Genomic DNA, 25,931 nt, shown 5'->3' on the forward strand with positions numbered 1-25,931 from the left:
CAGAATACCTGAGTCGGGGGAATTGGCAATGAAAATGTGTATTGGGTATGTATTAGTCCCGATGATTGTTGTCCCAGCGCCCCCTACCTGCTTCAGGAAAATGAAAATAAGCGCGCCCGCTTTGACGCCATGCTGGATGGGGTCAGGGAAGAGGGGGAAAGAGAAGGTGTTTATGGTATCGATCAGGTTTTATCCGAAATGGATGAGATCATCGGGGGGGCGTTGGGCTGAGATTTATTCCCCCTGCTCTTTTTTCAGCAGCTCGGAAAAAATATCGGATTTGACCGGGGGGCTGAAGATGTAGCCCTGGAAGGAGTCGCACCCCTGGGATTCCAGATAGGTCAGCTGCTCCGGCTCTTCCACCCCTTCGGCAACGACCTTGAGTTCCAGACTGCGGGCCAGGGAGATCACCGCCGAAACGATGGCTTTGTCGTCGGTATCCTGGACGATATCCCGGACAAAGGAGCGGTCGATCTTCAAGGCGTGGATGGGGAAGCGCTTGAGATAGCTCAGGGAGGAATAACCGGTGCCAAAGTCATCCACCGAAATCATTATCCCCATCTCCCGCACCCGGCTCATGGTATCGATGGCCTTTTCCACATCCTTCATCACCATGGATTCGGTGATTTCCAGCTCCAGGTTTTCCGGGGGCAGGCCCGTCTCCTGAAGGATGCGCTCCATGGTGGGGAGGAGCTTTTTATCCAAAAATTGAATGGCCGACAGGTTGACCGCCATGGTGAAGGGGTTGCCGGTTTGATCCATCAACGTCTTGGCATCCCGACAGGCGGTCTCCAAAATCCACTCCCCCAGGGGAATGATCAGACCGCTCTCTTCGGCGATGGGGATAAAATCCAGAGGGGAGACGATGCCGTGTTCGGGACGGATCCAGCGAATCAACGCCTCCGCTCCGATAATCTGCCCGCCACTGACCGCCACCTTGGGCTGATAGTTGAGCTGAAACTCCCCCTCTTCCAGCGCCGTGCGCATGCAGGATTCCAGGGTCAGACGGTGGAGATTGGCGGCATTCATCGCGGCTTCGAAAAAGCGATAGGCCTTGCGACCATCCGCCTTGGCTTGATACATGGCGGTATCAGCGTGTTTGGTCAGGGTGTCGTGATCCTGGCCGTCGGAAGGGGCCATGGCGATACCGATGGAGACGGTGATGCTGATGATGTGGCCGTCGATGGTGAAGGGGTGCTCAAACACTTCCAGCACCTTGCGCACCACATGGGCCACAGCCTGCTCATCTTTGACATCCATCAACACCAGGGTAAATTCATCCCCCCCCATGCGGGCAACGGTATCCACCTCCCGCACCGCGCCCCGCAGCCTGCGTGCACACTCCTGCAATAGTTTATCACCCGTCGCATGGCCCAGAGAGTCGTTGACTTTTTTAAAATGGTCGAGATCCAAAAACATCAGAGCGGTTTTGCGTCCCACCCGCCGGGAGGCTTTGAGTTCCCGCTCCAGGCGATCCTTGAACAGCAAGCGGTTGGGCAGGCCCGTCAGATAGTCCCGATAGGCCATACGGGTCAGGCGCGCTTCCATGCGTTTTTTTTCAGTGGTGTCGCTGAAAATACCGATACAGTGGAGAATGTTGCCGTCGGCGGTGCGGGCGGTGTTGATGGTGAGCCAGCTGGGGAAAAGTTCACCATCCTTGCGGCGATTCCACACTTCCCCCTGCCACTGGCCGGTCTTGAGGAGGGTATGCCAGATCTGGGCGTAAAAGTTGATGTCGTGGCGGCCTGATTTAAGATAGCCGGGATCCTTGCCCAGCACCTCTTCCCGGGAATATTGGGTGGTCTGACAATAGGCCTGGTTGACGTCGATGATCTTGTTGGCAGAATTGGTGATGAGGATCCCTTCGGTGGTGTTGTCAAACACCTTGGCGGTGAGCCGCAGGCGATCTTCGGTCCGCTTTTGATCGGTGAGATCTTCGTGGATACAGACGATCTCGCCGCTGTCCAGGCGATAGACGTCGTTTTCAAACCAGGTGGTCAGCACTTCCTCTTCATAGATGGAGACCGGAAAATGCTCCCGCTCACCACTAAAATGGACCCGTTTGAAGGCTTCTGCCAAGCCTGAGGTTTTCGCACTGGGGAAGAGTTCCGTGAGGGGCTTGCCGATGACCTTTTGCCGTCGGATATCGTTGATGCGCTCCGCTGCCCGGTTGAGATCGGTGAGGATGAACACTTCGCCGTTGTTGACCGGCTCAAAAACCGCAACCCCGGTGGGCATGGTGTTAAAGAGCGTTTTGAACCGCTCCTCACTTTTGACCAGCTCCGCCTCGGAGTGCTTACGGGCCCGGATGTGATCCCACTGCCGCAAGGCCCGCTCCGCCACCCGGTGCATCTCCATCAAGGCGTCACCGGACTTGACGACATATTCCAGCACCCCTGATTTGAGCAGATCCACTGCGGTCTGTTCATCCCCGTGGCTGGTCATGACGATGACGGGATAGGGGAGGGTGCTGGTATCCTCAGGCAGAAGCTCCGAGCCCTGGCCATCAGGCAGCGCCAGGTCGGTGATCAACAGGTTGGGCTCAATCAGTGACAGCTTTTCCCGGGCTTCGGCCAGGGTGGCAGCGACGGTCAACAGGCAGCCGTTTCCCCAGGCGTCAAAGGCATAGCGGATCAGGTCCACATGGGCCTTTTCGTCTTCTACCAGGAGTATTTGGACTGATTCAGGGTTCACGGCAACTCACATTACGGCCAAGTATGGTTTTTCGAAGGCGGTATCCCTTCGAGTCTTCAGGAATTTGTTGAATTGTTTTTAAATGGATAGAGGAAAGGTTTGGAAAAACACCCATAAGAATTGTTAATGATAATCAATTGTACGTCAGCAATCCAGGTGTCATGCCCATTTTCTCACCTAAACACGCCATTAAAAGGCTTGGGGCAGCAAAATTCAAGCCGGGAAATGAAGAAAATGAAAGGTAGAGAGTGAAAAATACCGGGTGCGGGGATTATTTGATCAGCCGTTGTTGAATGCGCTCGATAAAGGCGAAATGAATGTTGTCCATGCCGGTGCCGAAAGGGGCTTCGATCATATCCTGAATGGTGAGTAGAGCCAGTATCATGCCGGTGGCCAGCACGGAGGCGAGAACCCCCAGCCAGCCCATACCGGCAAACTCCGGGGAGAGAAAAAAAATGGCGGTGATCAGAGCGGTCTGGATGTAATAGCGTAAAATAACCGGGGTGTAGTGTTCTTTGATGGAGAGGAGTCTTTCAAAGGAGTATTGCATTCCCTGATACCAGTGGAGCAGCCGGGCGATCTCTGGTGGGGAGAGGCCATCCTGGCGGATCTTGAATATTTCCCCCAACAAAAAGGCAAAAAAATCGTCTATCTGGCGTAAATCTTCCCCATCCACCTTGCGTTCTTCGCGGATCAATACCGAACGGGCAATGGGAAAAAAGGTGCGGAAGGCATCCATCACCAAGGGCAGGCGCTCCTTGGGGTGCTGATGGGCGAAAACGCCGGAGAGACTGAGAATGTGGGATTTCAGGGCGGCGATTTCATCCAGGGCCTCAAAGCGGCGGCGGTTGGCGGTGCCGATGGTGATGGCAAAGGTAAAAAAAATCCCCGCAAAGGCCACTTGCGCCAAAACCCGCATCTGTAGGACATAGTCGATGTGGTGGCAATACCAGGTCAAAAGGCCTGAGCAGAGGGGGATGAGCAGGAGCTTCGGTTGTATCAGAGTCTGCATGGGGTTTCCCTGTTGCGATGGCCATGGGATGGGAATCAGCCTGTATGCTACGGCCACGCTGGATTCCGGGCAACCCGCGCCGTATGATGATCCGAGCTGTCAATGCTGGCATGAAAGTGGAACCGCTGAATCAGGAACCAAGGGGAAAAAGCATGGCGAATGTATCCGGATCTGCCAAAAAAGGGATCGAAAATCGGCTTTCACAGCGTCTGTCGGCTCTGGAGCCGGTGAAGGTTTTCCAGGGCGGCCAGGAGTTTGAGGCGCGGATTCAAAATGTCGGCCTCCAGGGGTTTGGCATCCTCTCTCCCAAATCGATGGCCCCGGGGGATAAGCTCCAGCTGGAGGTTTCCGGTGATGGTGGGGTCCAGCTCTATGAGTGCCAGGTGGTCTCCCGGAAGGAGCAGCAGGGGGAATTTTTGTTGGGGCTGCATATTCAGGATCAGGCGGAAGAGGAGCTGCTGCAATATTTGCGGTCTTAGGTGGGGGGCAATCCCGGTAGGATAATCGTGAGCCGTGGGAGCCGTATCAATCAAGATACGCATCGTATCATCCAAGTCACTTCCCCCCCCATCAACCACCATTGGGTTCATGCAACCAATCCGAAGGAGAGGGGCTTTGGTTTAACTCTATAGTGTGGAAGCCATCGAACGATGGGGTTTGCGTGGCTCGCTACATCCTGCGCATCTTTAACTGTAAAGCCATCGACCGATGCGGTTCGCGCAGCTCACCACATCCTACGCAATTCTCTGTAAAATCACATCGACCGATGCAGTTCGCGCAGCTCGCTACATTCTACGCAATCCTATACAGCTAGGTTCAAGATGACTCCCATGACCCGTCAATCCGGTCGTGGGCTTTGCACCATCCTGCCCAACCCGTAAATATCACTTCAAATTGAACTTGAAGCGGAAATTGCGGATTTCCAATAGATCTCCGTGGGAGAGCATTTCGATGCGGGTTAGTTTGGCGCCGTTTAAGCGGGGTTTGAACCAGCCCCCCATGGGTCTCACCCGAAAGCCATCCGCCTTTTGAGTGATGACGGCTGCGATACCCGGGGTAAAAAAGCCGCTCAGGCGAACATCAGCCCCACTGCTTTTGCCCAGGGTCATCGTTTCGCTCAGGTCAAAGCGGGTACGCCCCCCTGGCACGGAATCACCACTGGAGAGCAGAGAGAGGAAGGCTGCGGCCCCGGGAGTGCCGACATTGGCGGGCATGGGGGGCGGTTCCTTGCCGGCGGAGATGAACACGGTGCCGTCAAAATCAGCGGAACTGTCGGCGCTTTGTGCGGCGGCAGGGGATTGCTTTTGAGGGGCAGCCTGGCGACCACCAGCTACAAATTGGAGATGGTGTTTGCCGATGCCGATCACATCCCCATCCTTCAGGGGGGTGATGGCGTTGATACGATTGCCGTTGAGCCAGGTACCGTTGTTGCTGCCCAGATCCTCCACCAAAAAATGGTTTCCCTGCTGCACAATACGGCAATGCTTGCGGGAAACCCCCAGATTATCGATGTGGATGTCGTTGTCAGCACTGCGACCAACGGTGCTGGAAGGGTTTGGCAGACCAAACTCTCCACGGACTTTTTCTTTAAACAAAAGAATGACTTTGGCCATTGGCATTTTCCAGGAAAAAGGGGCAGATCAACCATTGTCACGGATTATGCCATGCTCGGGGAAAAATGGGAAGAAGTGGGAAAAGAGCTGTTGGGAGCAGTAGGGATGTGGGGTGGGGGTGGGCTGAAAAGAGAATAAGGGATCTCTTATTGTGATTTCATGGGGCCAAATCATCATATGGATATTTGTATTCAGGTTTTTCCCTGAAAATATTTAGATGACAGTGGCAAAAAATCATTCGGTTGGGGCGAGCATCGATGATTTCTCCCTTCCAGAGGAGGTTTCTGGTTGGTTGGATTTTTCAGATCGGGTTGTGGTGTTATCAAATGGAGCTGAAATGATCACATGGAATTCCTTATTGTGATTTTGGCCGCAAAAATCACAATAAGGAATTCCATGTTCAAGTTTCCCCGCTAAAAATTTTCAGATAACGGTGGAAGACGAAAATTCGGTTACGTTGATAGCCGGTAATTTCTGCCAATACCCCTTTTTCCACCAGGGTGTTCACCAGTTGGTTTGCCGACTGATAGGTTGTTTGTAGCTGGTTTGCGACCGTCCCGACATTAACCGCAGGTTGCTCGTAAAGATAATGGAGGAGTTTGTGGCCATTTTCAGCGCGACGCCCCAGGGTGGCAATGACGCTGTCCAGTTCCTGCCGCAGAGCGAGAATATTTTGGAAAGTCTGCTTGCCATTTTCTGCTGTTTCCAAAACCGCTTGGAGGAAAAATCGGCACCAATGGCCAATATCGTTGGATTCCCTAACACGGGTCAACGCATCAAAATAGGCCCCTCGATTTTTTTCCAGATGAGTTGAAAGGTAGAGGGAGGGGTTGGTCAAAAGACCGTTGCTGACCAGATAGAGGGTGATGAGTAGTCGCCCGATACGTCCGTTGCCACCCAGAAAAGGGTGAATGGTTTCAAACTGATAATGGCTGATGGCGCAACGGATGAGGTGGGGAACCTGAATTTCGTCATTGTGCCAAAAGGCCTCCAGATCTCCCAGCAGTTCCGGTAGATCGTTGTGATGGGGGGGAATGAAAGCCGCGTCAGCCAGAGAAGCCCCACCGATCCAATTTTGACTACGCCGAAATTCTCCCGGGGTTTTGCGTTCCCCTCGGACACCTGACAAAAGCGTGGCGTGGGTATCTTTGAGGAGGCGCAGGGAGAGGGGAAGGGCTGGCAAAGTGGCAACAGCTTCATTCATGGCCCGAATATAATTTTGAACTTCCCGCCAATCATTCCGGCGTTCAGGAGGGATTTCATTCTCTTCCAGAACAGCTTCATCCATCTGGGTTCGGGTGCCTTCGATTTGGCAGGAGAGGCGGGCCTCCTTGATGACATGCATGCGGATAAACATTTCCACATTGGGAACAATCGAGGTAAAGGCGTTGAGTTCTCCCAGCGCCCGGCTGGCTTTTTCCAGGAGTTGGTTGATGCGGGGGTCTTCCCAGCGCCATTCCAGGTTGACCAGAGCTGGCTGAAAGCTTTTGTACTGGTATTGTTGGCGATTCGTTCCGGAAATGAAGGATTCGAATTTCATAGGTAACCGTACTGTTTGGTGCAACGGAAATTTGGCTGAATACAGGGGGGCTGCTTATCCTGGGAAACGTCCTGAAAAAATATATTCCCATTCTGTCAGCCTGCTATTGCCGATGATTTTTGTCAATGGATTCGGGAGAATCGGATTACGCTGATTATCTTTGCGTAAGGTTCAAACTACCGGTTTTAGCTGGCCAGCTTCCAGCACCTGTTTTCGAACCAACCGGCTTTAGTCGGTAGTTGTTCAGTTTGATCCATTTCTGGCAAAACATCAAAAATGTGGATCACCTATTGTAAATTAGGCATGGTATATGACCATTTTCGGCAGTTTGTATCGATAAATGGACCATTTTTGCCTGAATTCTACATATGTATATGTGTATAAGTGGCTGTTATGCGCTGTTGTTTTATGGAGGTATTCTGTTGAAAAACAGGGCTTAGCATCGAATATTAGCTGGAGATTATTCAGTAATGGCACCAAGTATGCAGGTAGATTGGCAGGAATCTGTTTGAAAATGGGTGAAATGTAAAAATAATTTTACTCTGTTTGGGGTGGGGAAAGCCGCTGTTGGCTGAATATGGCGGCGACTGTTTCCTGGTGAGTGGCCAGGTAACTCTTTTGATTCATTCAACAATTTTTTGTTTGTTTCCGAAATTGCTCCATTTTTGGAGATTGTTACATTGTTTTACTTGACATCCAGTTCGACAAGATCGGGCTACGGTCCTGAAACTTAAAGGGAGATTGGACTATCCAAGTAGTACAAGCAGTGGACCGTTCGCGCTTTACGCATGACTCCTGAAACAAGGGAGGCATGGGCCCAAAGGGTTGTATCCAAGGGGGTCGGATCCGATGGCTGAAAGTGGCTCGGCTCCTAAGCTTACGTGGAGGGTTCCATGGGTGAACACATCACGACTTGGATGGGAGATCGTATCGTTGGCTGGTTGACCTCGGAAGCACAACCCAGCGGCATGCCCCTTTGCAACTTCCAGCGCCTCACAGCCGAAGTGCGGCCTTGTGATGTGATCCTGGTGGAAGGGCGCAGCCGGGTGAGCGAGGTGATCAAGACCATCACCCAGTCCCCCTGGTCCCACTCGGTGCTCTATATCGGTCGTTTGAGCCAGATTGATGACCTGAACCTCCGACGCCTGTTGGATCAGCACTATCAGGGGGATTCCGAAGAGCCTTTGGTGGTGGAGGCGATGATGGGTGAGGGGACGGTGGTCACGCCCCTCTCCAACTACCGGACCCACCATTTGCGCATCTGCCGCCCCAAGGCGATCTCCCAGTGGGACGCCCTGAAGGTGATCGAATATGCCATTCACCGTATCGGCACCCGCTACGACGTTCGCCAGATCATTGATCTTGCCCGCTTTTTGCTACCTTACAGCATCCTGCCCCGGCGCTTTCGCTCCAGCCTCTTTTCCCACCAGGCCGGGGATACCACCCGCACGGTTTGTTCTTCCATGTTGGCCCAGGCCTTCATGTCGGTGCACTTTCCGATTTTGCCGGTGGTGCAGCGCAATGATGCGGGGGAGCTGAAGCTCTACCGGCGCAATTTCCGGCTCTTCACCCCCCGGGATTTTGATCACTCTCCCTATTTCGAAATCATCAAATATCCCCTGGTGGGCCATGAAGATCTGGCCAACTACCGCAACCTGCCCTGGGATTGCGAAGGGTTGGTCTGCAACGCCGAGGGGGATTGTTATCTGCCTGGCCCTGGCAAGAGCACCAAAAACGCCTGGGTGGTGTCGCCCAAGGGGGCGCTCCATACCTTCCTCAAAAAAACCAGGCGACTTATCTCCTGGCCGTTTTCCCTCCCCTCCTGGGGTTTGGGTGGGCCGTTCCATTTTGCTTCCCGCCTGAATGTGCCGGGGTTACCGGCTGATGACCATGAGGGGAAGAGCCGGGAGAAGCGACAACAGGCAACTGTGGAAAGGGGATCGTCATGAATACCTATTATTGGCTGGTTCCGGGATTGTTGGCTCTCTTTTGGATGTTGGCCTTTTACGGCGCTTCCCGGGGAGCTTGGAGTGGATGGGTGGGGTTGGTGGTCTTGGCGGCCGGTTGGCCCTGGACACCTCTCACCGGGTTCCACTGGCTTGGGGCCGGGAGCTTTTTGGCCCTGGCTGCGGTGGTCAATATCTCTTCCCTGCGGCTCAAGCTTTTGACCTCTCCTCTGATGGGGCTCTTCCGCAAGGCCTTGCCCCCGCTCTCCCGCACCGAAAAGGAAGCCCTGGAAGCGGGGACGGTGTGGTGGGATCGGGAAATATTCAGTGGCGATCCCAACTGGGAAAAGCTCCTGAATGAGCCCCCCTCGGTGTTGAGCCGGGAGGAGCAGGCTTTTTTGGATGGGCCGGTGGCCGAGCTGTGTCGGATGATCGACGATTGGCAGATCACCGCTACCACCCAGGATTTGACCCCGCAAGTGTGGCGCTTCATGAAGGAAAAGCGCTTTTTCGGCCTGGTGATTCCCAAAGAGTATGGCGGGCTGGGTTTTTCTCCCAGCGGCCACTCGGCTGTGGTGACCAAAGTCGCCAGCCGCTCCATCACCGCAGCGGTGACGGTGATGGTGCCCAACTCCCTGGGGCCTGCGGAGCTGCTGCGCCATTACGGCACCGAGGCGCAAAAGGACCACTATCTCCCCCGATTGGCCGATGGCCGGGAGATTCCCTGCTTTGCCCTGACCTCGCCCGAAGCGGGCAGTGATGCGGGATCGATGCCCGATACCGGGGTGGTGTGCCGGGGGGATTGGCAGGGACGGAAAAATGTCCTGGGCATCCGGGTCAACTGGGACAAACGCTACATCACCCTGGCCCCGGTGGCGACGGTGTTGGGGCTGGCTTTTCGCCTCCACGATCCCGACGGGCTTTTGGGGATGGAAAAAAATGTCGGGATCACCCTGGCGTTGATTCCGGTGCCCCTGCCGGGGATGGAGATCGGCAGCCGCCACAATCCATTGGATATTCCCTTCCAAAACGGCCCCACCCGGGGGCGGGATGTGTTCATTCCCATGGAGATGGTCATCGGTGGTGCCCCCCGGGCTGGGCAGGGGTGGCGGATGTTGATGGATTGTCTGGCTGAGGGACGCTCCATTTCCCTGCCGGCACTCAGTGTCGGTGCAGGCAAGACCGCCTGTCGGGTGGTGGGGGATTATGCCCGGGTGCGGCGGCAATTCAAGTTGCCCATCGGTCGCTTCGAAGGGGTACAGGAGGCGATGGGGCGCATGGCCGGGGAGACCTGGCTGATGGAAGCGGCCCGACGCTTTACCGTCTCTGCCGTGGATCAGGGCCACAAACCTTCGGTGATTTCAGCTCTCACCAAATATCAGCTCACCGAGCGGATGCGCCGGGTGGTGAATGATGCCATGGATGTGGTGGGAGGCGCTGGCATCTGTGTGGGGCCTCGCAACCTTATCGCCGGGATGTATCGGGCGATTCCCGTGGGTATCACGGTGGAGGGGGCCAATATTCTCACCCGCACCCTGATTGTCTTCGGCCAGGGGGCGATCCGGGCCCATCCCCATATTCTCCATGAACTACAGGCGTTGGAAGAGCCCGATCCGGCCAAGAGTGCCCGGGCTTTTGATCAGGCTTTTTTCAATCATGTCTCCTTCACCCTGCAAAATGGTGCCCGGGCAGTGTGGTATGGCCTGAGTGGCGCGCGCACGGTGAAAACCCCGGTCCATGGGGCGGAAAAACGCTACTACCAGCAGCTCACCCGGCTGGCGGCGGTTTTCGCCCTGGTGACCGATGTGGCCCTGCTCACCCTGGGGGGCTCCCTCAAGCGGCGGGAATCCCTCTCCGGGCGGATGGCGGACATGCTTTCCCATCTCTATCTGGGAGCGGCGGCCCTGAAGCAGTTCCATGAGCGGGGTCGTCCCGAAAGCGATCTGCCCCTGCTCCAGTGGGCCATGCACCATAATCTTCATGGGGCCGAGCAATCCCTGGCGGGATTTTTGGAAAACTTTCCCTTCCGCCCCCTGGCCTGGCTGCTCTCTCTGGTGGCAGCCCCCCTGGGACGCTCTCACACCCCTCCCAGCGACCGTTTGACCCACCAGTGCGCCGCCCTGCTCCAGGAGCCGGCCCCGGTACGGGATCGCCTGACTGCCGGGATCTTTATTCCTGCCGGAGATCGGGAACCTTTCGCCCGGCTGGAAGCGGCCTTCACCAGCACCATCGCCGCCGAGCCGGTGGAGCGGAAGCTGAAAGTGTTTGGCAAATTGCATATCGGTAGCAACGACACCTTGCTGGAAGCGGCTGTGGGGCAGGGGGTGATCAACTCTCTGGAAGCCCAAACCCTTCGCAACGCCGATCGACTGCGCCGGGAAGTGATCCAGGTGGATGAATTTCCAGCCCCCTCCAAACAATGGGAGAATGCGGCATGAACGTAAGCCCAGTGGTGGGAAAAGCTCTGGAGCCGGTCTATGTGGTGGATGGCACCCGGACGCCGTTTTTAAAAGCCCTGGGGCGACCCAATTCCATGTCGGCTGCGGACTTGGCGGTGGCGGCCGGGCGCCATTTGCTCCTGCGGCAACCCTTTGAGCCCCAGAGCATCGACGAGGTGATTTTGGGGTGTGTGTTGCCCGCCCCGGATGAAGCCAATATCGCCCGGGTGGTCTCCCTGCGTTTGGGGTGTGGCCATGAAACCCCGGCCTGGACCGTTCAGCGCAACTGCGCTTCCGGCATGCAGGCGATTGATACAGCCATTCGCAACATTCAAAACGGCTCCTCCCGGATGGTGCTGGCGGGGGGGGTGGAGGCGATGAGTCGGGCCCCTCTCCAGTGGCGCCCGGAGCTGGTCTCCTGGTTTGCCAACTGGCGCAAGGCCCGGGGCGTGCCTGCCAAGATGAAGCTTTTGGGGGCGCTCAGCCTGAAACAATTGCGCCCGGTGGTGGCTCTGCTCAAGGGGCTCACCGATCCGGTGGTGGGGCTCTCCATGGGCCAGACCGGGGAAATTTTGGCCCATCGTTTCGGGATCACCCGGGAGGAGATGGACGCTTTCGCCCTGGAAAGCCATCAACGTCTGAACCAAGCCCAGGAGGAGGGGCTTTTCAAAAAGGAGGTCACCCCTCTGTTTGAGGTGGGGGGAGGTATCGAAGGGGCGGATCAGGGGCTCAGGAAGGATTCGACCCTGGAAGCCCTGGGCCGCTTGAAACCGGTCTTCGACCGCCACCACGGCCAGCTGACGGCGGGTAACTCCGCCCAGGTGAGCGATGGGGCGGCGCTGCTGCTTTTGGCTGACGAACAGTCGGTGATGAAACACAACCTGCGGGTGCTGGGTCGGGTGACACCAGCGGCCTGGGCAGGTTTGGATCCGGCCCAGATGGGTTTGGGGCCGGTCCACGCCATCGCCCAGCTTTTAAAGCGCGAAAAACAGTCCATGTCGGGGATCGACTATTGGGAGATCAACGAAGCCTTCGCAGCCCAGGTGCTGGCGTGTGATCGGGCGGCCCGGGATGCCGATTATGGCCGGAAGGCGTTGGGGCTTGATGGCGCTCTTGGAGGGTTTCCCCGGGAGCGGCTGAATGTCGATGGCGGGGCGATCTCCATCGGTCACCCGGTGGGGGCCAGTGGTGCGCGCATTGTGTTGCATCTGTTGAACCTGTTGCAGTCCAAAAACGCCCGCCGGGGGATAGCCGCCCTCTGTATCGGTGGTGGCCAGGGTGGGGCGATGTTGGCGGAAGCGGTTTAGGGAGGTGTGATCATGGACAATAATAAGACCGATCGTAAAATCGGAACCGGTCATCACTGGCAGCTTGAGCAGGATGAGACCGGAATAGCCTGGCTGACCCTGGATGTGGTGGGCAGCGGGGCCAATGTGCTTTCCACCGAGGTGCTTTTGGAGCTGGATCGGGTGTTGGATCCCCTGGTGGGGGCGCCTCCCCGGGGGTTGGTGATCCTCTCCGCCAAGAAGAGCGGCTTTATCGCCGGGGCGGATGTGACGGAGTTTACCGATTTTCAGGGGGAAGCCCAGGCCCGTGAGCATATCCGCAAGGCAGGCCCCATTTTCAACAAGCTGGAAAACCTCTCCTGCCCGACGGTGGCGATGATCCATGGCTTTTGCCTGGGGGGTGGCTTGGAGCTGGCTTTGAGTTGCCGCTATCGACTGGCGGAGGAAGCCCCCTGCACCCGCTTGGGATTGCCGGAAGTGAAGCTGGGGATCCATCCCGGTTTTGGCGGCACGGTGCGTCTTAACCGATTGATTGGTCATTTGCAGGGGCTCGGCATGATGTTGACGGGCCGCACCCTGAACGCCAAAGCCGCCCGGAAGCTGGGGTTGGTGGACCGCACCGCCCCCCGCCGCCATCTGAAACGGGCGGCGGTGAGCTTGATTGAACATCCTCCTCTCCTGCAGCGGGCCGGTTTTTGGCAGCGGGTGGCAGGCTTTCCCGGAGTGCGCGCCCTGGTGGCTTCCTACCTCCATCGTCAGGTGGCGGTGCGCGCCCCGGTGGATCACTATCCAGCCCCCCACGCCCTGATCGACCTGTGGCAGCGCTGGGCGGGTGATCCCCAAGAGATGTTCAGCCAGGAGGCCAACTCCGTCGCCCGACTCTTCAATGGGGAGAGCGCCCGAAGCCTGATTCGCCTTTTCACCCTGCGGGAGCAGATGAAGGGGGTGGGCAAGGGGAGCGATTTTCGTCCCAAGCGGCTCCATGTGATCGGGGCCGGGGTGATGGGGGGGGATATCGCCGCCTGGGCAGCACTCAACGGCATGGTGGTGACGCTTCACGATCAGAGCCAGGAAAACATTTCCCGGGCCCTGGTGCGGGCCAACAAGCTCTACCGGAAAAAATTGAAGGATCCCTATCTGGTGCGGGATGCCCTGGATCGCTTGATCCCCGATACCCAAGGGGTGGGGGTGGGGAAGGCGGATGTGGTGATCGAGGCGATTTTTGAAAACCTGATCGCCAAGCAGTCCCTCTTTCGGGAGGTGGAAAAGCGCCTGAAACCGGGGGCGCTCCTCGCCACCAACACCTCTTCCATTCCTCTGGAGGAGATCGCCTCGGTGCTGGAACATCCCCGGCGCCTGGTGGGGCTGCACTTTTTCAACCCGGTGGCCAAAATGCCTCTCCTGGAGGTGGTGACCTGCCGGAAAGAGCAGACCGACCCGGCAGCGGTGGCGGCGGCGTGCGGTTTTGCCGTTACCGTGGATCGCTTGCCCTTGGTGGTGAAAAGCGGTCCGGGATTTTTGATCAACCGGATCCTGCTCCCCTATCTCCTGGAGGCGGTTACCCTGGTGGCGGAGGGGGTGGATCCCAGGGCAGTGGACCGAGCGGCACTGCGCTTTGGCATGCCCATGGGGCCGATTGCCCTGGCAGACCAGGTGGGGCTCGATATTTCCCTCTCCGTGGCTGAAATTCTCGCCACCCACCTGGGCCGTCCCGTGCCCACCCTGCTTCGGGAACGGGTGGAGCTGGGGTGCCGGGGCAAGAAGAGCGATTGCGGTTTTTATCGCTACAAAAAAGGCAAAGCCATTGCCACCGAATTCAAGGGCAAACGCCCACCGCCGGAAGATCTGATGGATCGCTTGATTCTACCGATGATCAACGAGGCGGTAGCCTGCCTGCGGGAAGGGGTGGTGGCGGATCCGGACGGATTGGATGGTGGCATTGTTTTCGGCACCGGTTTCGCCCCCTTCCGGGGAGGCCCCATGGCCTGGGTCGCTACCAGAGGGGTGGATAATCTGCTCAAACGTCTCAAGGTGTTGGAGATGCGCCACGGCCATCGCTTTAAAGCGGATGCCGGATGGAACGATCCCAAGCTGCTGGCGTGGATCGGTCAGAGGGAGAAAAATCATGAAAAAACGCACACCTCAACTGACCCCACCCTGGAAGGTGGATACCCTGTCCGACTTGTTTCGGGTGCGGGTTGAAGAGTCCCCGGAGGATGAGGCGTATCGTTTTTATGATGGGGAGGCTGAGAGCTGGCACTCCATCACCTGGCAGGGTATGGCCGAAGTGGTGGGGCGCTGGCAGAAGGCCCTGCTTCGGGAAGCCCTGCCCCCCGGCTCCCGGGTGGGGATCCTGCTGGAAAACCGCCTGGAGTGGGTCGCCCTGGATCAGGCCGCTTTGGGCTTGGGGCTGGTGGTGGTGCCCCTCTATCCCGGGGATCGACCGGAAAATATCGCCTACATCCTGAACGATTGCGGGGTGCGTCTGCTGCTGGTGGGAGAGGGGCGTGAATGGATGCCCATTGCCGAACATCTGGCTGCGACGAGTGTTCTGGGGCGGGTGATCTCCCTCAGGGGTGGGTTTGGAGATGGGGTTGGAGATGGGGTTGCTGACGGCGTTGGAGCCGGAGCCGGAATGGGTGCGGCCAACGACCACGATCCGCTGTTGATTCCGGCGGAGCAATGGCTGGCTGAAGAGGGAATGCCCCTGCACCGGGGGGAGGGCTCTGGCTGGGATCTGGCCACGATCATCTACACCTCCGGCACCACCGGGCGGCCCAAGGGGGTGATGCTCTCCCATCGCAATATTTTGTCCGACGTCTATAACGCCCTGACGGTGGTGCCGACTTATCGGGAGGATCTGTTTCTCTCCTTTTTGCCCCTCTCCCACGCCTTGGAGCGCACGGCTGGTTTGTATCTGCCCATGATGGCGGGGGCGCGGGTGGCTTTTGCCCGCTCCATTCCCCTGCTTTCGGAGGATCTGCAACAGCTGCGTCCCACGGCGATGATTTCAGTGCCTCGGATCTATGAGCGGCTCTATCTTAAAATCCAGGCGGGTTTGGAGCAGGGGTCGTGGCTGAAACAGGGACTTTTTCGCCTGGCGGTGCATGTGGGCTGGCAGCGATTTTTAACCTCCCAAAAGCGCAGGGGGTGGGGAATCGATCTGCTCCTGTGGCCACTCCTGCAACGGCTGGTGGCGCAAAAACTCCTCAGCCGCCTGGGGGGGCGTCTGCGGGTGGCGGTGTGTGGGGGGGCGCCTTTGGGCCAACAGGTGGCGCGCTTTCTTTTGGGGTTGGGGGTGCCGGTGATTCAGGGGTATGGCTTGACCGAAGCCTCCCCGGTGATCAGCGTCAATCCGCTGGAGGATAACGATCCCCAAAGCGTGGGTGTGCCCTTGCCGGGTACGTTGGTGCGGATTGACGAGGCCGGGGAGTTGCTGGTCAAGGGGCCTACGGTGATGATGGGCTATTGGAACAATCCGGAGGCGAGCCGGGAGGTGTTGGATAAGTGGGGTTGGCTCCACACCGGGGATCTGGCCAAGCTCGAAAACGGCCACATTCGCATTACCGGTCGACGTAAGGAGATGATCGTGCTGGCCAATGGTCGCAAGGTGCCGCCGTCGGATCTGGAAAGCGCCATCACCCTGGATCCCCTCTTTACCCAGGTGATGGTGGTGGGGGAGGGGGCTCCCTATCTGTCAGCATTGGTGGTGCTGGATCGCCAGCGTTTTCGGCAGATGGCGGTTTCCCTGGGGTTGGACCCCGATGATTGTCATCTATTGCAGACCGAGGTTTTGCGGGAGCAGCTTTTGCAGCGGATAGCCCATCATCTGGGGGCTTTTCCGGGACATGCCAAGATCCGGGTGGTGACCCCTCTGATCGACCCGTGGACGGTGGAAAACGGTCTGATCACGCCGACTCTCAAGTTGCGCCGCAATCAGATTCAGAACCGCTTTTCCCACCAGGTGGCCGAGATGTATGCAGGACATCTGGTGACGTCATAATCTGTGGCTGGGGGATCAGTTTTGGCGCTGGGGGGTGGTTTTTCGCCGTTGATAGCGCCCCCAGCGGGGCACGATCATGAGATAAATGCCAGAGAGGGAAAAGAGAACCAGGCAGATCGCGGTGATATCCGACAGCCACTCCCCCACCTCCCCGGCCACCTTTCCGGTGTGTAGATCTTCCATAAATTCATCCCAGTCAAAGCGGGATTCCAGCCACTCGCCGTTGGGGGCATAGGTGCGCTGCCAGTAGGATTCCTGCACAAAAAAATGGCCATAGGGGATGGTGACGATCAGGCGGTGATCTTGGGTTCGGATGTGATAGCTCTGAATGCCCTTGAATTTTTTGCGTTTGACCTGACGGATTTTTTCTTGGGGCCAGAGCTGTTTGGCCAGGGCCATGGCTTGGTTTTTGTGGACGGGTCGGCGGTTTTTTTCAAACGTATCCGTGATCTCCACTTCCGTCTCAAAAAGGGGCTTAAACCAGCTCTCATGGTTGAGATAGTAGCCGGTCACCCCAACGATCAGCAGCAAGGGAAAAACCACGAGCCCGGTCCAGGAGTGAATCGACCGAATGACGGCTTGGAGGGAGGTTCGGCCCTTGGTGGGGCGGTTTTCGCTTGGCTTCACGGCAGGTTATAACCCTATTGGGGGGGGCGGGTGATCGGTTGTGTTCCCGGGGGTGGATGCATCCGGGAGATCCGGACCACTCTTGGGTGCATGGGGCGTTATCTCCAACAACGCCCACATTCGACCGGCATTATCCCCCGTTGGTTCCCGGGAGGAAAGAGGGGGCGTGGTCCCGGGGGGAAACAGCCTCCCCGAAGGGCTCCCATTTTCCCGTAACCATGAAAATGGCCGGGAGCCATTCCTGAGACCGGCTTGGGACGATTAACAGCGATGGCGTGCGGAACGGACTGAAAACAACGGGATTTTTTTGGGTTTATCGGTGCATTTGCTGCTTCTATCACAAATAATCCGTGTTCTAAGCAAAATAAATGCTTGAAATTATTCTTATATTTGGCTTAGTGTATATATTGGAGTGTTTAGAAAGGCTTCTTTTTGGGTGGGGAAGCCTCTCCTTCCGACACTCCATGACGAGCCCCCTGCTCACTCATTTGGGTGTGAGAGGGGAGGGGGTAGGGGGCTCGTCCAGCTTTTTTTTCGGGATCTTCTCCCACACCATCTCCATCGCTTAAGTTGTTTTCGTCATTTTGTTGGATGTCATCTTGAGGGTGTGAACATTTTTCACAGACGCCACACCCTGCCGCGTTTTTTCCGCTTCGTGTTTTTATTCAAAAAAAGCCTCAATAAAACAGCCTTTTATCTATAAATTCCACGCCTCACCAAGGGGCCTCTGCGGGGGTTCTTCGTCTTGGGGGTGAAGGGGAATTTAATATTTTTCCACCTTCAGGTGGGGGAAACTTCCCCATAAGGATCGGTGATGTCCCTATGGAAGGGATGCGTTTTTGGCTGGAGGCTGTCCATGAACGGACAAGACATCAGATATCTTTCAAGAGTAACGGCTGGGGGGTGGGCTTTGGGGTCCAGTTCGGGATGGGGTGCCCCGGGTGAAACAGGCCATGACCTTATGGTCAGGATCTGTTTTGCTATCGCTACGCCAGGGGAGTTGCCGTGAATGTGACCACCTCCTGGCGGCGTGGGCCGCTATTGTGGACCATTTTGATTTTGTTGATCGGTTTTTCAGTGGTGGCCAGTGGTTTTTTGGTCTCCGGACAGCGCCGTCAGCTGAGTCGGCAGGATGACTTCCACCATCAGCTGGAAATGGCGTTGATCAGCTCCTTTTTGGCGGAAAGTCTGGCTCTGGGAGATTTTTCCCAAGTGGTTGATCATCTGCGGGGATTGTTTGAAAAACATCCAAATATCATTGTGTTGAAGGCGATCAGCAAAAATGGTTTTGTGCTGAGCGATCTTTCCCGGTCCCCATCGGAACACGGGGTGGTCCAACTGCAAAGAGAGCTGCCCTTTGGTAGGGACAATCATCTGACGGTGACTCTGGATATGGATCAATCGGCCATGGAGTCGGCCTTGACGGATCTTTATCACGGGCTGTTGGGGATTTTTGGGCTGTTTATTCTGCTGCTTTGGGGGGCGTTGTGGGTCACGATCAAAAAGCTGGCCCTGGATCCCATGGCTTTGGAGCGGGAGCGGGAAAATGCCCGGCAGGCCCATGAGCTGAACCGTACCCTGGAGGAGCAGGTGGCCAAGCGTACGGCAGACCTCAAGTGGGCCAACCACAAGCTGGGTCAGGCCAACCAGGAGCTGGAATCCTTCTCTTATACCGTCTCCCATGATCTCCGGGCTCCCTTGCGCAGTCTGAGCGGTTTTTCCGAGGCGCTTTTGGAGGATTATGGCGAGCGCCTGGACCATCAGGGTCGCTCCTTTCTGGGTTTCATCCAGGAGGGGAGTCGGGAGATGAACAGCATGATCGAAGGGCTGTTGCATCTTTCCCGGATGACCCGGGGCACTCTCACCATGGGACGGATCAACCTGTCGGAAATCATGGCGGAGACCGCCCGCAGCCAAGCCATTCTGGAGCCCAATCGGCGGGTGGAAGTGGAGGTGGCCCAGGGTCATTGGGTGTGGGGGGATCTGAGACTGTTGAAGGTGCTGTCGGTCAATCTCCTGGGCAATGCCTGGAAATTTACCGCTGAAGGGGATTCAGCCCTGATTCAGTTTGGTTCCACCACCCGGGAGGGCAGCCCCTGCTATTTCGTTCGGGATAACGGCGTCGGGTTTGACATGAAGGATGCCGACCGGCTTTTTGCCCCCTTCCAGCGGCTCCACACGTCGGGTCGTTTTGAAGGCACCGGGATTGGTCTGGCTACCGTCAAGCGGATTATCAAACGACATGGGGGTAAGCTGTGGGCTGAAAGCCAGCCGGGGGAGGGGGCGGTTTTCTTTTTTACCCTGCCTCTCGGGAGCGGGATGGATGGGGAGGGTGAGGAAGTGCTTGCCGAGGGGGATGATGTTTCGAAGGAGGATGACCTCTTGATCAAGGGCGATGGTGTTGCGGAGGCGACTGTCGGTAGGGGCGATGGGGGGGACGTTGTCAAAGGTTTGATGTTTCCGGGCGCCCGGGTGATTAAAAATGGTGACGAGCTGCCGTTGGGGAGGCGTTTGCCCGGGGAGAGGCCGTTGGGGGAGCGGTTGCCGGGGCTGAAAGGATTGTGGGAGCGGTTGCCGGTGGAGGAGGAGTCTTCTTGAATATCGTATTGTTCCCAAGGTGATGGGTATCTCATGAGGGGATCCCGGGTGGCGATTGTGGGGGGAGTGGCGTAATCTGGTCGGCAATAAACAGGGTGTTGGGGGCGAAGGGGGAGCACTTATCAGGGGGGAGGGGTTTTTATAGCAAACAGGAGAGAGAACGATTGGGCGAGAGCATCCGTCCGGATCGACCGAACAGGCCATGGGCAAGGGATTGCATATATTGGTGGTGGAGAATCTGGAAAGTGATTTTCAGCTACTCCTGCGTGCCCTGAAAAAAGGCGGGCTTGATTGTCACGCCCGGCGGGTGGAACACCCGGCAGCGATGCAGGCTGCCCTGGAAGAGCAGGTCTGGGATGTGGCCTTGGCGGACTATCACCTGCCGGAATTTGGTGCTGAGGAGGCGTTGGCGATCTGGCAAACCCGGGAGAGCAGCCGCCCCTTCATCGTGGTCTCCGGGGCCATCAGCGATGAAGCCGCTGTCCAACTCATGAAAGCTGGAGCCCATGATTTTTTGCGCAAGGAGCACCTGGTACGTCTGGTGCCCGCCATCCAACGGGAGCTGGAAAAATTCCGGGAGCGTCACCTGCGTAAGCGCACCGAAGAGGCGTTGATCAAATCCCAGGAGATCGCCCACCTGGGAAGCCTTGATTGGGATCTGGAAGCTGGAACCCACATTTGGACCTGTGAGGCGTTGCGGATTTTGGGGCTCGGCCCCAACGAGCGGGAGTGGCCTTTCCAGGCCTATCTGGTGGCCATCCATCATGAAGATCGAAAGCGGATAGAGGGGCAGATCGAGGACTATTTGCACGGCTGTGAAAGTAGCCTGGAGCTGGAACATCGCCTGGTGCGAACCGATGGCGAGGTGCGCACTGTCAGATGTCTGGGAGAGCTGACCCGTCATGATAATGGTACCCCCAGACGGCTTCTCCTCACCCTCCACGACGTCACCCATCGACGCCAGATCGAAAGCGCTCTGCAAGTCGCCACCAAAGCCTTTGAAAATGCCACCGAAGGGGTGTTGGTGACCGACGGCGATGGATACATTCAATCGGTCAACCCGGCCTTTACCGCCATGACCGGCTATGAGGCCTGGGAGGTCAAGGGCAAAGGCCCCGATCTGCTCAACTCCAAACGCCATCCGCCGGAATTTTTTCAGGAGATGTGGCAAACCCTCCTCAGCCAGGGGCGCTGGGATGGCGAGATCTGGAACCGACGCAAAAATGGTGAGGCTTTTCCCGCCAGGCTCTCCATCATCGCTGTCCACAGCTCCCAGGGAGCACTCAGCCACTATGTGGGGGTGCTGACTGATCTCACCGACATTGTCCGCTCTCGGGAGGCCCTCCGTCACCAGAGCTATCACGATAGCTTGACCGAACTCCCCAACCGAAGCCTCTTCCATGATCGCCTGGCCCAGTCTCTGCGTCAGGCCAAGCGCCATCAATGCCGTCTGGCGGTGGTGCGTTTCGACCTGGATCATTTTAAAAATATCAACGATAGCCTGGGACACGCCTGGGGGGATGCCCTGCTTCAGGAGGTGGCCAAGCGGATGCGCAGTACCATCCGTCAGGGGGATACCGCCAGTCGTTTGGGTGGGGATGATTTTGCCCTGGTGCTGCCGGATCTGGAGGGGGTGCCCGAGACGGTCCGGGTGGTGCGTAAGGTGGCTGGGGTGCTTTTTAAGCCTTATCACATTGAGGAGCGGGAATTTTTTCTGACAGCGAGCATTGGTGTGGCCCTCTTTCCGGACGATGGCACCGATCCCGATATTTTGGCTCAAAATGCCGGACTCGCCATGACCCGGGCCAAAAAGGGGGGGGGAGATGATCTGCAGTTTTATACCCCGGCCATGGGAGAGGCGGCCTTGCGTCGGCAGGCTTTGGAGGAAAATCTGCGAGGGGCGCTCAAGCGGGGAGAGTTTTTGCTCCATTATCAGCCCAAGGTGGATTTGGTCTCTGGACGCATCATCGGCATGGAGGCTTTGGTGCGTTGGGACCACCCCGATGTGGGCTTGATTCCCCCCGATGAATTTATCCCCTTGGCCGAGGAGACCGGCCTGATTGTGCCTCTGGGAGAGTGGGTGCTCAGGAGCGCCTGTCACCAGACCCGGAAGTGGCTTGATCTTGAGCTGGGGCCCTTGCGGGTGGCGGTCAATCTTTCCGGTCGGCAGTTTCGCCAGCAGGATCTGGTGGCGTTGGTCCAGGAAACCCTGGCCACGAGCGGTTTGCCTGCGGAATCCTTGGAGCTGGAAATTACCGAAAGCACCATGATGGACGATGTGGAGCAGGCCCGTAACACCCTGGAGGAGTTGAGCCGCTTGGGGTTGCATATCGCCTTGGATGACTTTGGCACCGGTTATTCCTCTCTTTCCCACATCAAGCGTTTTCCCCTGCAAACCCTCAAGATCGACCGCTCTTTTATCGGTGATCTCAAGGTTGATCCGGATGGCGAGGCGATTATTTCTGCGGTGATCTCCTTGGGCAACAAGCTCACCCTGACTGTGGTGGCTGAAGGGGTGGAGACGGAGGATCAGTGGCAATTTTTATCCCAAAACGGCTGTAGTGAGATGCAGGGTTTTCTGTTCAGCCGCCCCTTGCCGGTGGTACAGTTTGAATCCCTGCTGCGTGAGGAAGGCATCAAAATGGGTGGATCCCGGGAGGTATAGTAGGTCTACCTCAGAATTGGATACTCTTCTCTGGCTCGTCATCCCCGCGAAGGCGGGGATCCAGAGAGATAATCATGGCCCTCAAGGAAAAACCAACTCTTCAGCAAGATCGGTATTTTGTTGAAAGTGAAGCAAAATTTGGAAGGTTTCGTGCCAGACGCCCTGGATTCCCGCATTCGCGGGAATGACGAAAAAATACAACGGCATATGTTCAATTTTTGATTCGAATGGCTATATCAGACTCTGCTTCATCCCAGGAGAGCGGAGATGCCTTCCAGATAAATGAGATTTGAATGCCTGGTTCCACCGGGGTGGCAGCGCTTCTTCTTCAGCCCTCTCTTCGAATTCCAGTCTTCTCTGGAAACTTTTCTTCATTTCCCTGTTTTTTTCAATCAGTTGCCAACCATCTCTACGCTTTTCCCTTAACTGGGGCATGGTTTTTGCGGCTTATGGTTCCTGATTGGGACAGATTCACAATGAGGGGGGGAGGGGTTGCCTGGATGTTTGAAGCGGTTGCCGTGGTTGGTGGCAGTATGGGATAACGGTGGCTATTATCGATAGTTAATAGATAACTGTCTGAATTTGGAACACATTGCCCCTTTGGTGTTGTCTGGGGTGGAGGAATTCGAAAAGGAGGTCGGATGATCACCCTGGTGACGGGCGGGGCCGGTTTTATTGGCAGCCACTTGGTGGAGTTGCTTTTGAATGCGGGACATCGGGTCCGTGTGGTGGATGATTTTTCCACGGGTCGTGGGGAAAATCTGGCCACCCTGGCAGATCATGCCCAGCTGAGCGTCCATCGGGTGGATATCCGCGACAAGGAAAAGCTCACCCCCTGTTTTGAAGGGGTGGAGTGGGTTTTTCACCTGGCGGGTCTGGCGGATATCGTACCTTCCATCGAAGAGCCCGAGCGCTATTACAGCGTTAACGTGACGGGCACTCTGAACACCTTGGAGGCGGCCAAAAATGCTGGCGTCAAGCGTTTTGTCTATGCCGCTTCCTCCTCTTGCTACGGCATCCCGGACCACTTTCCCACCCCTGAGAGTGCCGAAATTCGCTGCCAATACCCTTATGCCCTGACCAAACATATGGGGGAGGAGTTGGTGTTGCATTGGGCCAACACTTACCAGCTGCCAGCACTTTCCCTGCGTCTTTTCAACATCTACGGTCCCCGCTCCCGCACCACTGGGGCTTATGGCGCGGTGTTCGGGGTGTTTTTGGCTCAAAAGCTGGCCAACAAGCCTTTTACCGTGGTGGGGGATGGGGCTCAAACCCGGGATTTTACCTATGTCACTGATGTGGCGGAGGCTTTCCATGCGGCGGCCCGATCCCATATTTCCGGGCGCACCTTTAATGTCGGCAGTGGCGCTCATCAATCCATCAACCGCCTGGTGGAACTTTTAGGGGGGCCGGTGACCTATCTTCCCAAGCGTCCTGGAGAGCCGGATTGTACCTTCGCTGATATCCGCCTGATCGAGGCTTTTTTGGGTTGGCAGGCTCAGGTCCCTTTTGAAGAGGGGGTTAAGCGCATGCTGGGTCAGATTGAGGCTTGGGGGGATGCGCCGGTTTGGGATACCGAATCCATAGCACAGGCTACTTCGGCTTGGTTCCGTTATTTGGGAAAAGAGTAGACCCTTTTTGGGGGGGTGGGAAAAATGATGTCGTCCAAACAGCTTTCATTTGAACAACTGGCTGAAAAAGCCCGGCAGCTGCGTAAGCAGGGTAAGCAGGTGGTGCTTTGCCATGGGGCGTTCGATTTGCTCCATCCGGGCCATATCCGGCATTTGGCTCGGGCGCGCAAGGAGGGGGATATTCTTTTGGTCACCCTCACCGGGGATCGTTTTATCAACAAGGGTCCCAGCCGTCCGGTTTTTCAGGAAAGCCTGCGGGCGGAGAGCATTGCAGCCTTGGCCAGTGTGGATCATGTGGCGATTCATCATGATGCCACGGCGGTTTCCGCCATCCAGGGAATCAAGCCTCATGTTTACGTCAAGGGGAGTGATTATCAGGATCCGGAGCAGGATATTACCGGCAACATCATGTTGGAAAAAAATGCGGTGGAGGCTGTTGGGGGTCGGATTTTTTTTACTGACGAAATTCAATTCAGCTCTTCCAGTCTTATCAACGAGCATTTCGATGTTTTTTCGCCTTTGGCCCGGCGTTATCTGGCTGGGTTTCGCCAAAAGCATGATGCCACCAGTATTATTGAGCAGGTGCAACGTTTGAGTTCCCTCAAGGTGTTGGTGGTGGGGGAGGCGATTGTCGATGAATATTGTTGGGCTACGCCTATGGGGCAGACTGGCAAGAGCGGTCATATTTTATCGGCCAAGTTTGATTCCATCGAGCAGTTTGCTGGGGGTGCGTTGGCCATTGCCAACCATTTGGCCGGGTTTGCTGGTGAGGTGACTCTTTTGACTGGTCTTGGTCGTGGGGGGCGTCACGAGCCATTCATTCGTTCCAAGTTGGATCCCAAAATTATCACGCATTTTCATTATTTTGAGGATGCTCCGACTTTGGTCAAGCGTCGTTTTGTTGATCCTTTCATGAACAAGTTGTTTGAGGTTTATTATTACGACGAAGATCCCATGACGCCTGAGGTGGAGAGTCCCATACGTCAGTGGATTCGTGCTCATGCGGCTGAGTATGATTTGGTATTGGTGCCTGATTATGGCAATGGGTTTATTTCTGTGGATATGGCCAGGGATTTGAGTGAGACGGCGAGGTTTTTGGCTGTTAACACTCAGATCAACAGTGGCAATCGGGGTTATCATGTTATTACGCGTTATCCCAGGGTTGATTTTACGGCTTTGAATGAGCCTGAGGTGCGTTTGGCGGCTCATAATCGTCAGGATTCGGTGGAAAAGGTGGGTGCGGCTTTGGCGGCGCGGGTTGGGGCTAAAAATCTGGCGGTGACTTTGGGTATGGATGGGGCGTTATTTTTGGAGCAGGAGAGTGAGCGGATTCATCATGTTCCTGCGCTTTCCACCAAGGTGGTGGATCGTATTGGTGCGGGGGATGCTTTTTTATGTTTGGCGGGTTTGGCTTTGGCTGGTGGGCTTGAGCCTGAGGTTGCGGCTTTTTTGGGTTCTTCTGCCGCTGCTTTGGATGTTCAGATTGTTTGCAATCGGGAGCCGGTATTGCCGGTCAATTTATTTAAGTATATCAATACTCTTCTCAAGTAAGGCTTTTGATTTTATTGATAGGGGTGCAGGGGGATTATCTCCCTGCCGGGTTTGGGCGGAGCCCAAGGTTTGTCTTTTGATTTAATCTTTTGATTTAATCTTTTGATTTAATCTTTTGACTTAAACCTTTGATTTTCCATATCCAGCGGGTTTGGGGCGCAGCCCCAAGGTCTTGATTTTGTTTTTTCATTAAAATCTTGGAGCGACTGAAAAGAAAGACAAAGGTCAAAAGAAAGACCGTGGGGGCAAGCCCCCACACCCCCGGGGGGTTGTAAATCAAAATCAAAAAATAAGATCAAAATCAAAAAATAAGATCAAAATCAAAAG

General features: G+C 56.3%; 16 protein-coding genes. 11 read left to right on the forward strand and 5 right to left on the reverse strand.

What is annotated here, in order from left to right; all coding sequences use genetic code 11:
- Positions 1–36 precede the first annotated feature (36 nt).
- Positions 37–231, forward strand: coding sequence for a hypothetical protein (locus tag HQL52_05205; GenBank protein MBF0368840.1), 195 nt, complete (start codon positions 37–39; stop codon positions 229–231).
- 3 nt (positions 232–234) lie between these two features.
- On the opposite strand, the gene HQL52_05210 is transcribed toward HQL52_05205, so the two are convergent.
- Together HQL52_05210 and HQL52_05215 are read right to left on the reverse strand one after the other, a co-directional pair.
- Positions 235–2,694: an EAL domain-containing protein gene (locus HQL52_05210; protein MBF0368841.1), complete on the reverse strand. Its 2,460-nt coding sequence runs from the start codon at positions 2,692–2,694 to the stop codon at positions 235–237.
- A gap of 271 nt (positions 2,695–2,965) precedes the next feature.
- Entirely contained in the window at positions 2,966–3,706 is a 741-nt protein-coding gene (locus HQL52_05215; GenBank protein ID MBF0368842.1) for a hypothetical protein, read from the reverse strand.
- Positions 3,707–3,858: 152 nt separating this feature from the next.
- On the opposite strand from HQL52_05215, the gene HQL52_05220 reads away from it, so the two are divergent.
- The gene (locus tag HQL52_05220; GenBank protein ID MBF0368843.1) at positions 3,859–4,185 is read left to right on the forward strand and encodes a PilZ domain-containing protein; all 327 of its coding nucleotides are present in this window, start codon (positions 3,859–3,861) and stop codon (positions 4,183–4,185) included.
- Between the two features lie 405 nt (positions 4,186–4,590).
- Here the strand turns inward: HQL52_05220 and HQL52_05225 are convergent, their stop codons facing one another.
- The gene (locus HQL52_05225) at positions 4,591–5,319 is read right to left on the reverse strand and encodes an FHA domain-containing protein (GenBank protein ID MBF0368844.1); all 729 of its coding nucleotides are present in this window, start codon (positions 5,317–5,319) and stop codon (positions 4,591–4,593) included.
- A 400-nt stretch (positions 5,320–5,719) separates the two neighbouring features.
- Positions 5,720–6,859: a Fic family protein gene (locus HQL52_05230; GenBank protein ID MBF0368845.1), complete on the reverse strand. Its 1,140-nt coding sequence runs from the start codon at positions 6,857–6,859 to the stop codon at positions 5,720–5,722.
- 893 nt (positions 6,860–7,752) lie between these two features.
- Between HQL52_05230 and HQL52_05235 the strand changes: the two genes are divergently transcribed.
- Genes HQL52_05235 through HQL52_05255 form a run of 5 tightly spaced genes read left to right on the forward strand, consistent with a single transcriptional unit; the run spans position 7,753 to position 16,532 of the window.
- The gene (locus tag HQL52_05235; protein ID MBF0368846.1) at positions 7,753–8,808 is read left to right on the forward strand and encodes a hypothetical protein; all 1,056 of its coding nucleotides are present in this window, start codon (positions 7,753–7,755) and stop codon (positions 8,806–8,808) included.
- Positions 8,805–11,243 (forward strand): acyl-CoA dehydrogenase, encoded by a 2,439-nt coding sequence (locus HQL52_05240; protein ID MBF0368847.1) that lies wholly within the window; start codon positions 8,805–8,807, stop codon positions 11,241–11,243. The genes HQL52_05235 and HQL52_05240 overlap by 4 nt, the downstream gene beginning before the upstream one ends.
- On the forward strand, positions 11,240–12,550 hold the full coding sequence (locus HQL52_05245; GenBank protein MBF0368848.1) for an acetyl-CoA C-acetyltransferase: 1,311 nt from the start codon (positions 11,240–11,242) through the stop codon (positions 12,548–12,550). Before HQL52_05240 ends, HQL52_05245 begins: the two co-directional genes overlap by 4 nt.
- 12 nt (positions 12,551–12,562) lie before the next feature.
- On the forward strand, positions 12,563–14,731 hold the full coding sequence (locus HQL52_05250; GenBank protein ID MBF0368849.1) for an enoyl-CoA hydratase/isomerase family protein: 2,169 nt from the start codon (positions 12,563–12,565) through the stop codon (positions 14,729–14,731).
- Entirely contained in the window at positions 14,655–16,532 is a 1,878-nt protein-coding gene (locus HQL52_05255; GenBank protein ID MBF0368850.1) for a long-chain fatty acid--CoA ligase, read from the forward strand. The genes HQL52_05250 and HQL52_05255 overlap by 77 nt, the downstream gene beginning before the upstream one ends.
- 15 nt (positions 16,533–16,547) lie before the next feature.
- Here the strand turns inward: HQL52_05255 and HQL52_05260 are convergent, their stop codons facing one another.
- Positions 16,548–17,159 (reverse strand): PepSY domain-containing protein, encoded by a 612-nt coding sequence (locus HQL52_05260; GenBank protein ID MBF0368851.1) that lies wholly within the window; start codon positions 17,157–17,159, stop codon positions 16,548–16,550.
- 1,005 nt (positions 17,160–18,164) lie between these two features.
- Between HQL52_05260 and HQL52_05265 the strand changes: the two genes are divergently transcribed.
- From HQL52_05265 to HQL52_05280, 4 genes are all read left to right on the forward strand, one after another.
- On the forward strand, positions 18,165–19,757 hold the full coding sequence (locus HQL52_05265; protein MBF0368852.1) for a hypothetical protein: 1,593 nt from the start codon (positions 18,165–18,167) through the stop codon (positions 19,755–19,757).
- A gap of 202 nt (positions 19,758–19,959) precedes the next feature.
- The gene (locus HQL52_05270; GenBank protein MBF0368853.1) at positions 19,960–22,422 is read left to right on the forward strand and encodes an EAL domain-containing protein; all 2,463 of its coding nucleotides are present in this window, start codon (positions 19,960–19,962) and stop codon (positions 22,420–22,422) included.
- A gap of 641 nt (positions 22,423–23,063) precedes the next feature.
- Positions 23,064–24,053: an SDR family oxidoreductase gene (locus tag HQL52_05275; protein ID MBF0368854.1), complete on the forward strand. Its 990-nt coding sequence runs from the start codon at positions 23,064–23,066 to the stop codon at positions 24,051–24,053.
- Between the two features lie 24 nt (positions 24,054–24,077).
- Complete coding sequence (locus tag HQL52_05280) at positions 24,078–25,604, forward strand: adenylyltransferase/cytidyltransferase family protein (protein ID MBF0368855.1); 1,527 nt, start codon at positions 24,078–24,080, stop codon at positions 25,602–25,604.
- Positions 25,605–25,931 lie beyond the last annotated feature (327 nt).

The organism is Magnetococcales bacterium, assembly GCA_015232395.1.
Classification (GTDB): domain Bacteria; phylum Pseudomonadota; class Magnetococcia; order Magnetococcales; family JADFZT01; genus JADFZT01.

Excerpts from the sequence above, each read along its gene's own strand:
- HQL52_05215 (MBF0368842.1), bottom strand. The coding sequence starts at position 3,706 with ATGCAGACTCTGATACAACCGAAGCTCCTGCTCATCCCCCTCTGCTCA.
- HQL52_05220 (MBF0368843.1), top strand. The coding sequence starts at position 3,859 with ATGGCGAATGTATCCGGATCTGCCAAAAAAGGGATCGAAAATCGGCTT.
- HQL52_05225 (MBF0368844.1), bottom strand. The coding sequence starts at position 5,319 with ATGGCCAAAGTCATTCTTTTGTTTAAAGAAAAAGTCCGTGGAGAGTTT.
- HQL52_05230 (MBF0368845.1), bottom strand. The coding sequence starts at position 6,859 with ATGAAATTCGAATCCTTCATTTCCGGAACGAATCGCCAACAATACCAG.
- HQL52_05235 (MBF0368846.1), top strand. The coding sequence starts at position 7,753 with ATGGGTGAACACATCACGACTTGGATGGGAGATCGTATCGTTGGCTGG.
- HQL52_05240 (MBF0368847.1), top strand. The coding sequence starts at position 8,805 with ATGAATACCTATTATTGGCTGGTTCCGGGATTGTTGGCTCTCTTTTGG.
- HQL52_05245 (MBF0368848.1), top strand. The coding sequence starts at position 11,240 with ATGAACGTAAGCCCAGTGGTGGGAAAAGCTCTGGAGCCGGTCTATGTG.
- HQL52_05250 (MBF0368849.1), top strand. The coding sequence starts at position 12,563 with ATGGACAATAATAAGACCGATCGTAAAATCGGAACCGGTCATCACTGG.
- HQL52_05255 (MBF0368850.1), top strand. The coding sequence starts at position 14,655 with ATGAAAAAACGCACACCTCAACTGACCCCACCCTGGAAGGTGGATACC.
- HQL52_05270 (MBF0368853.1), top strand. The coding sequence starts at position 19,960 with ATGGGCAAGGGATTGCATATATTGGTGGTGGAGAATCTGGAAAGTGAT.
- HQL52_05275 (MBF0368854.1), top strand. The coding sequence starts at position 23,064 with ATGATCACCCTGGTGACGGGCGGGGCCGGTTTTATTGGCAGCCACTTG.
- HQL52_05280 (MBF0368855.1), top strand. The coding sequence starts at position 24,078 with ATGATGTCGTCCAAACAGCTTTCATTTGAACAACTGGCTGAAAAAGCC.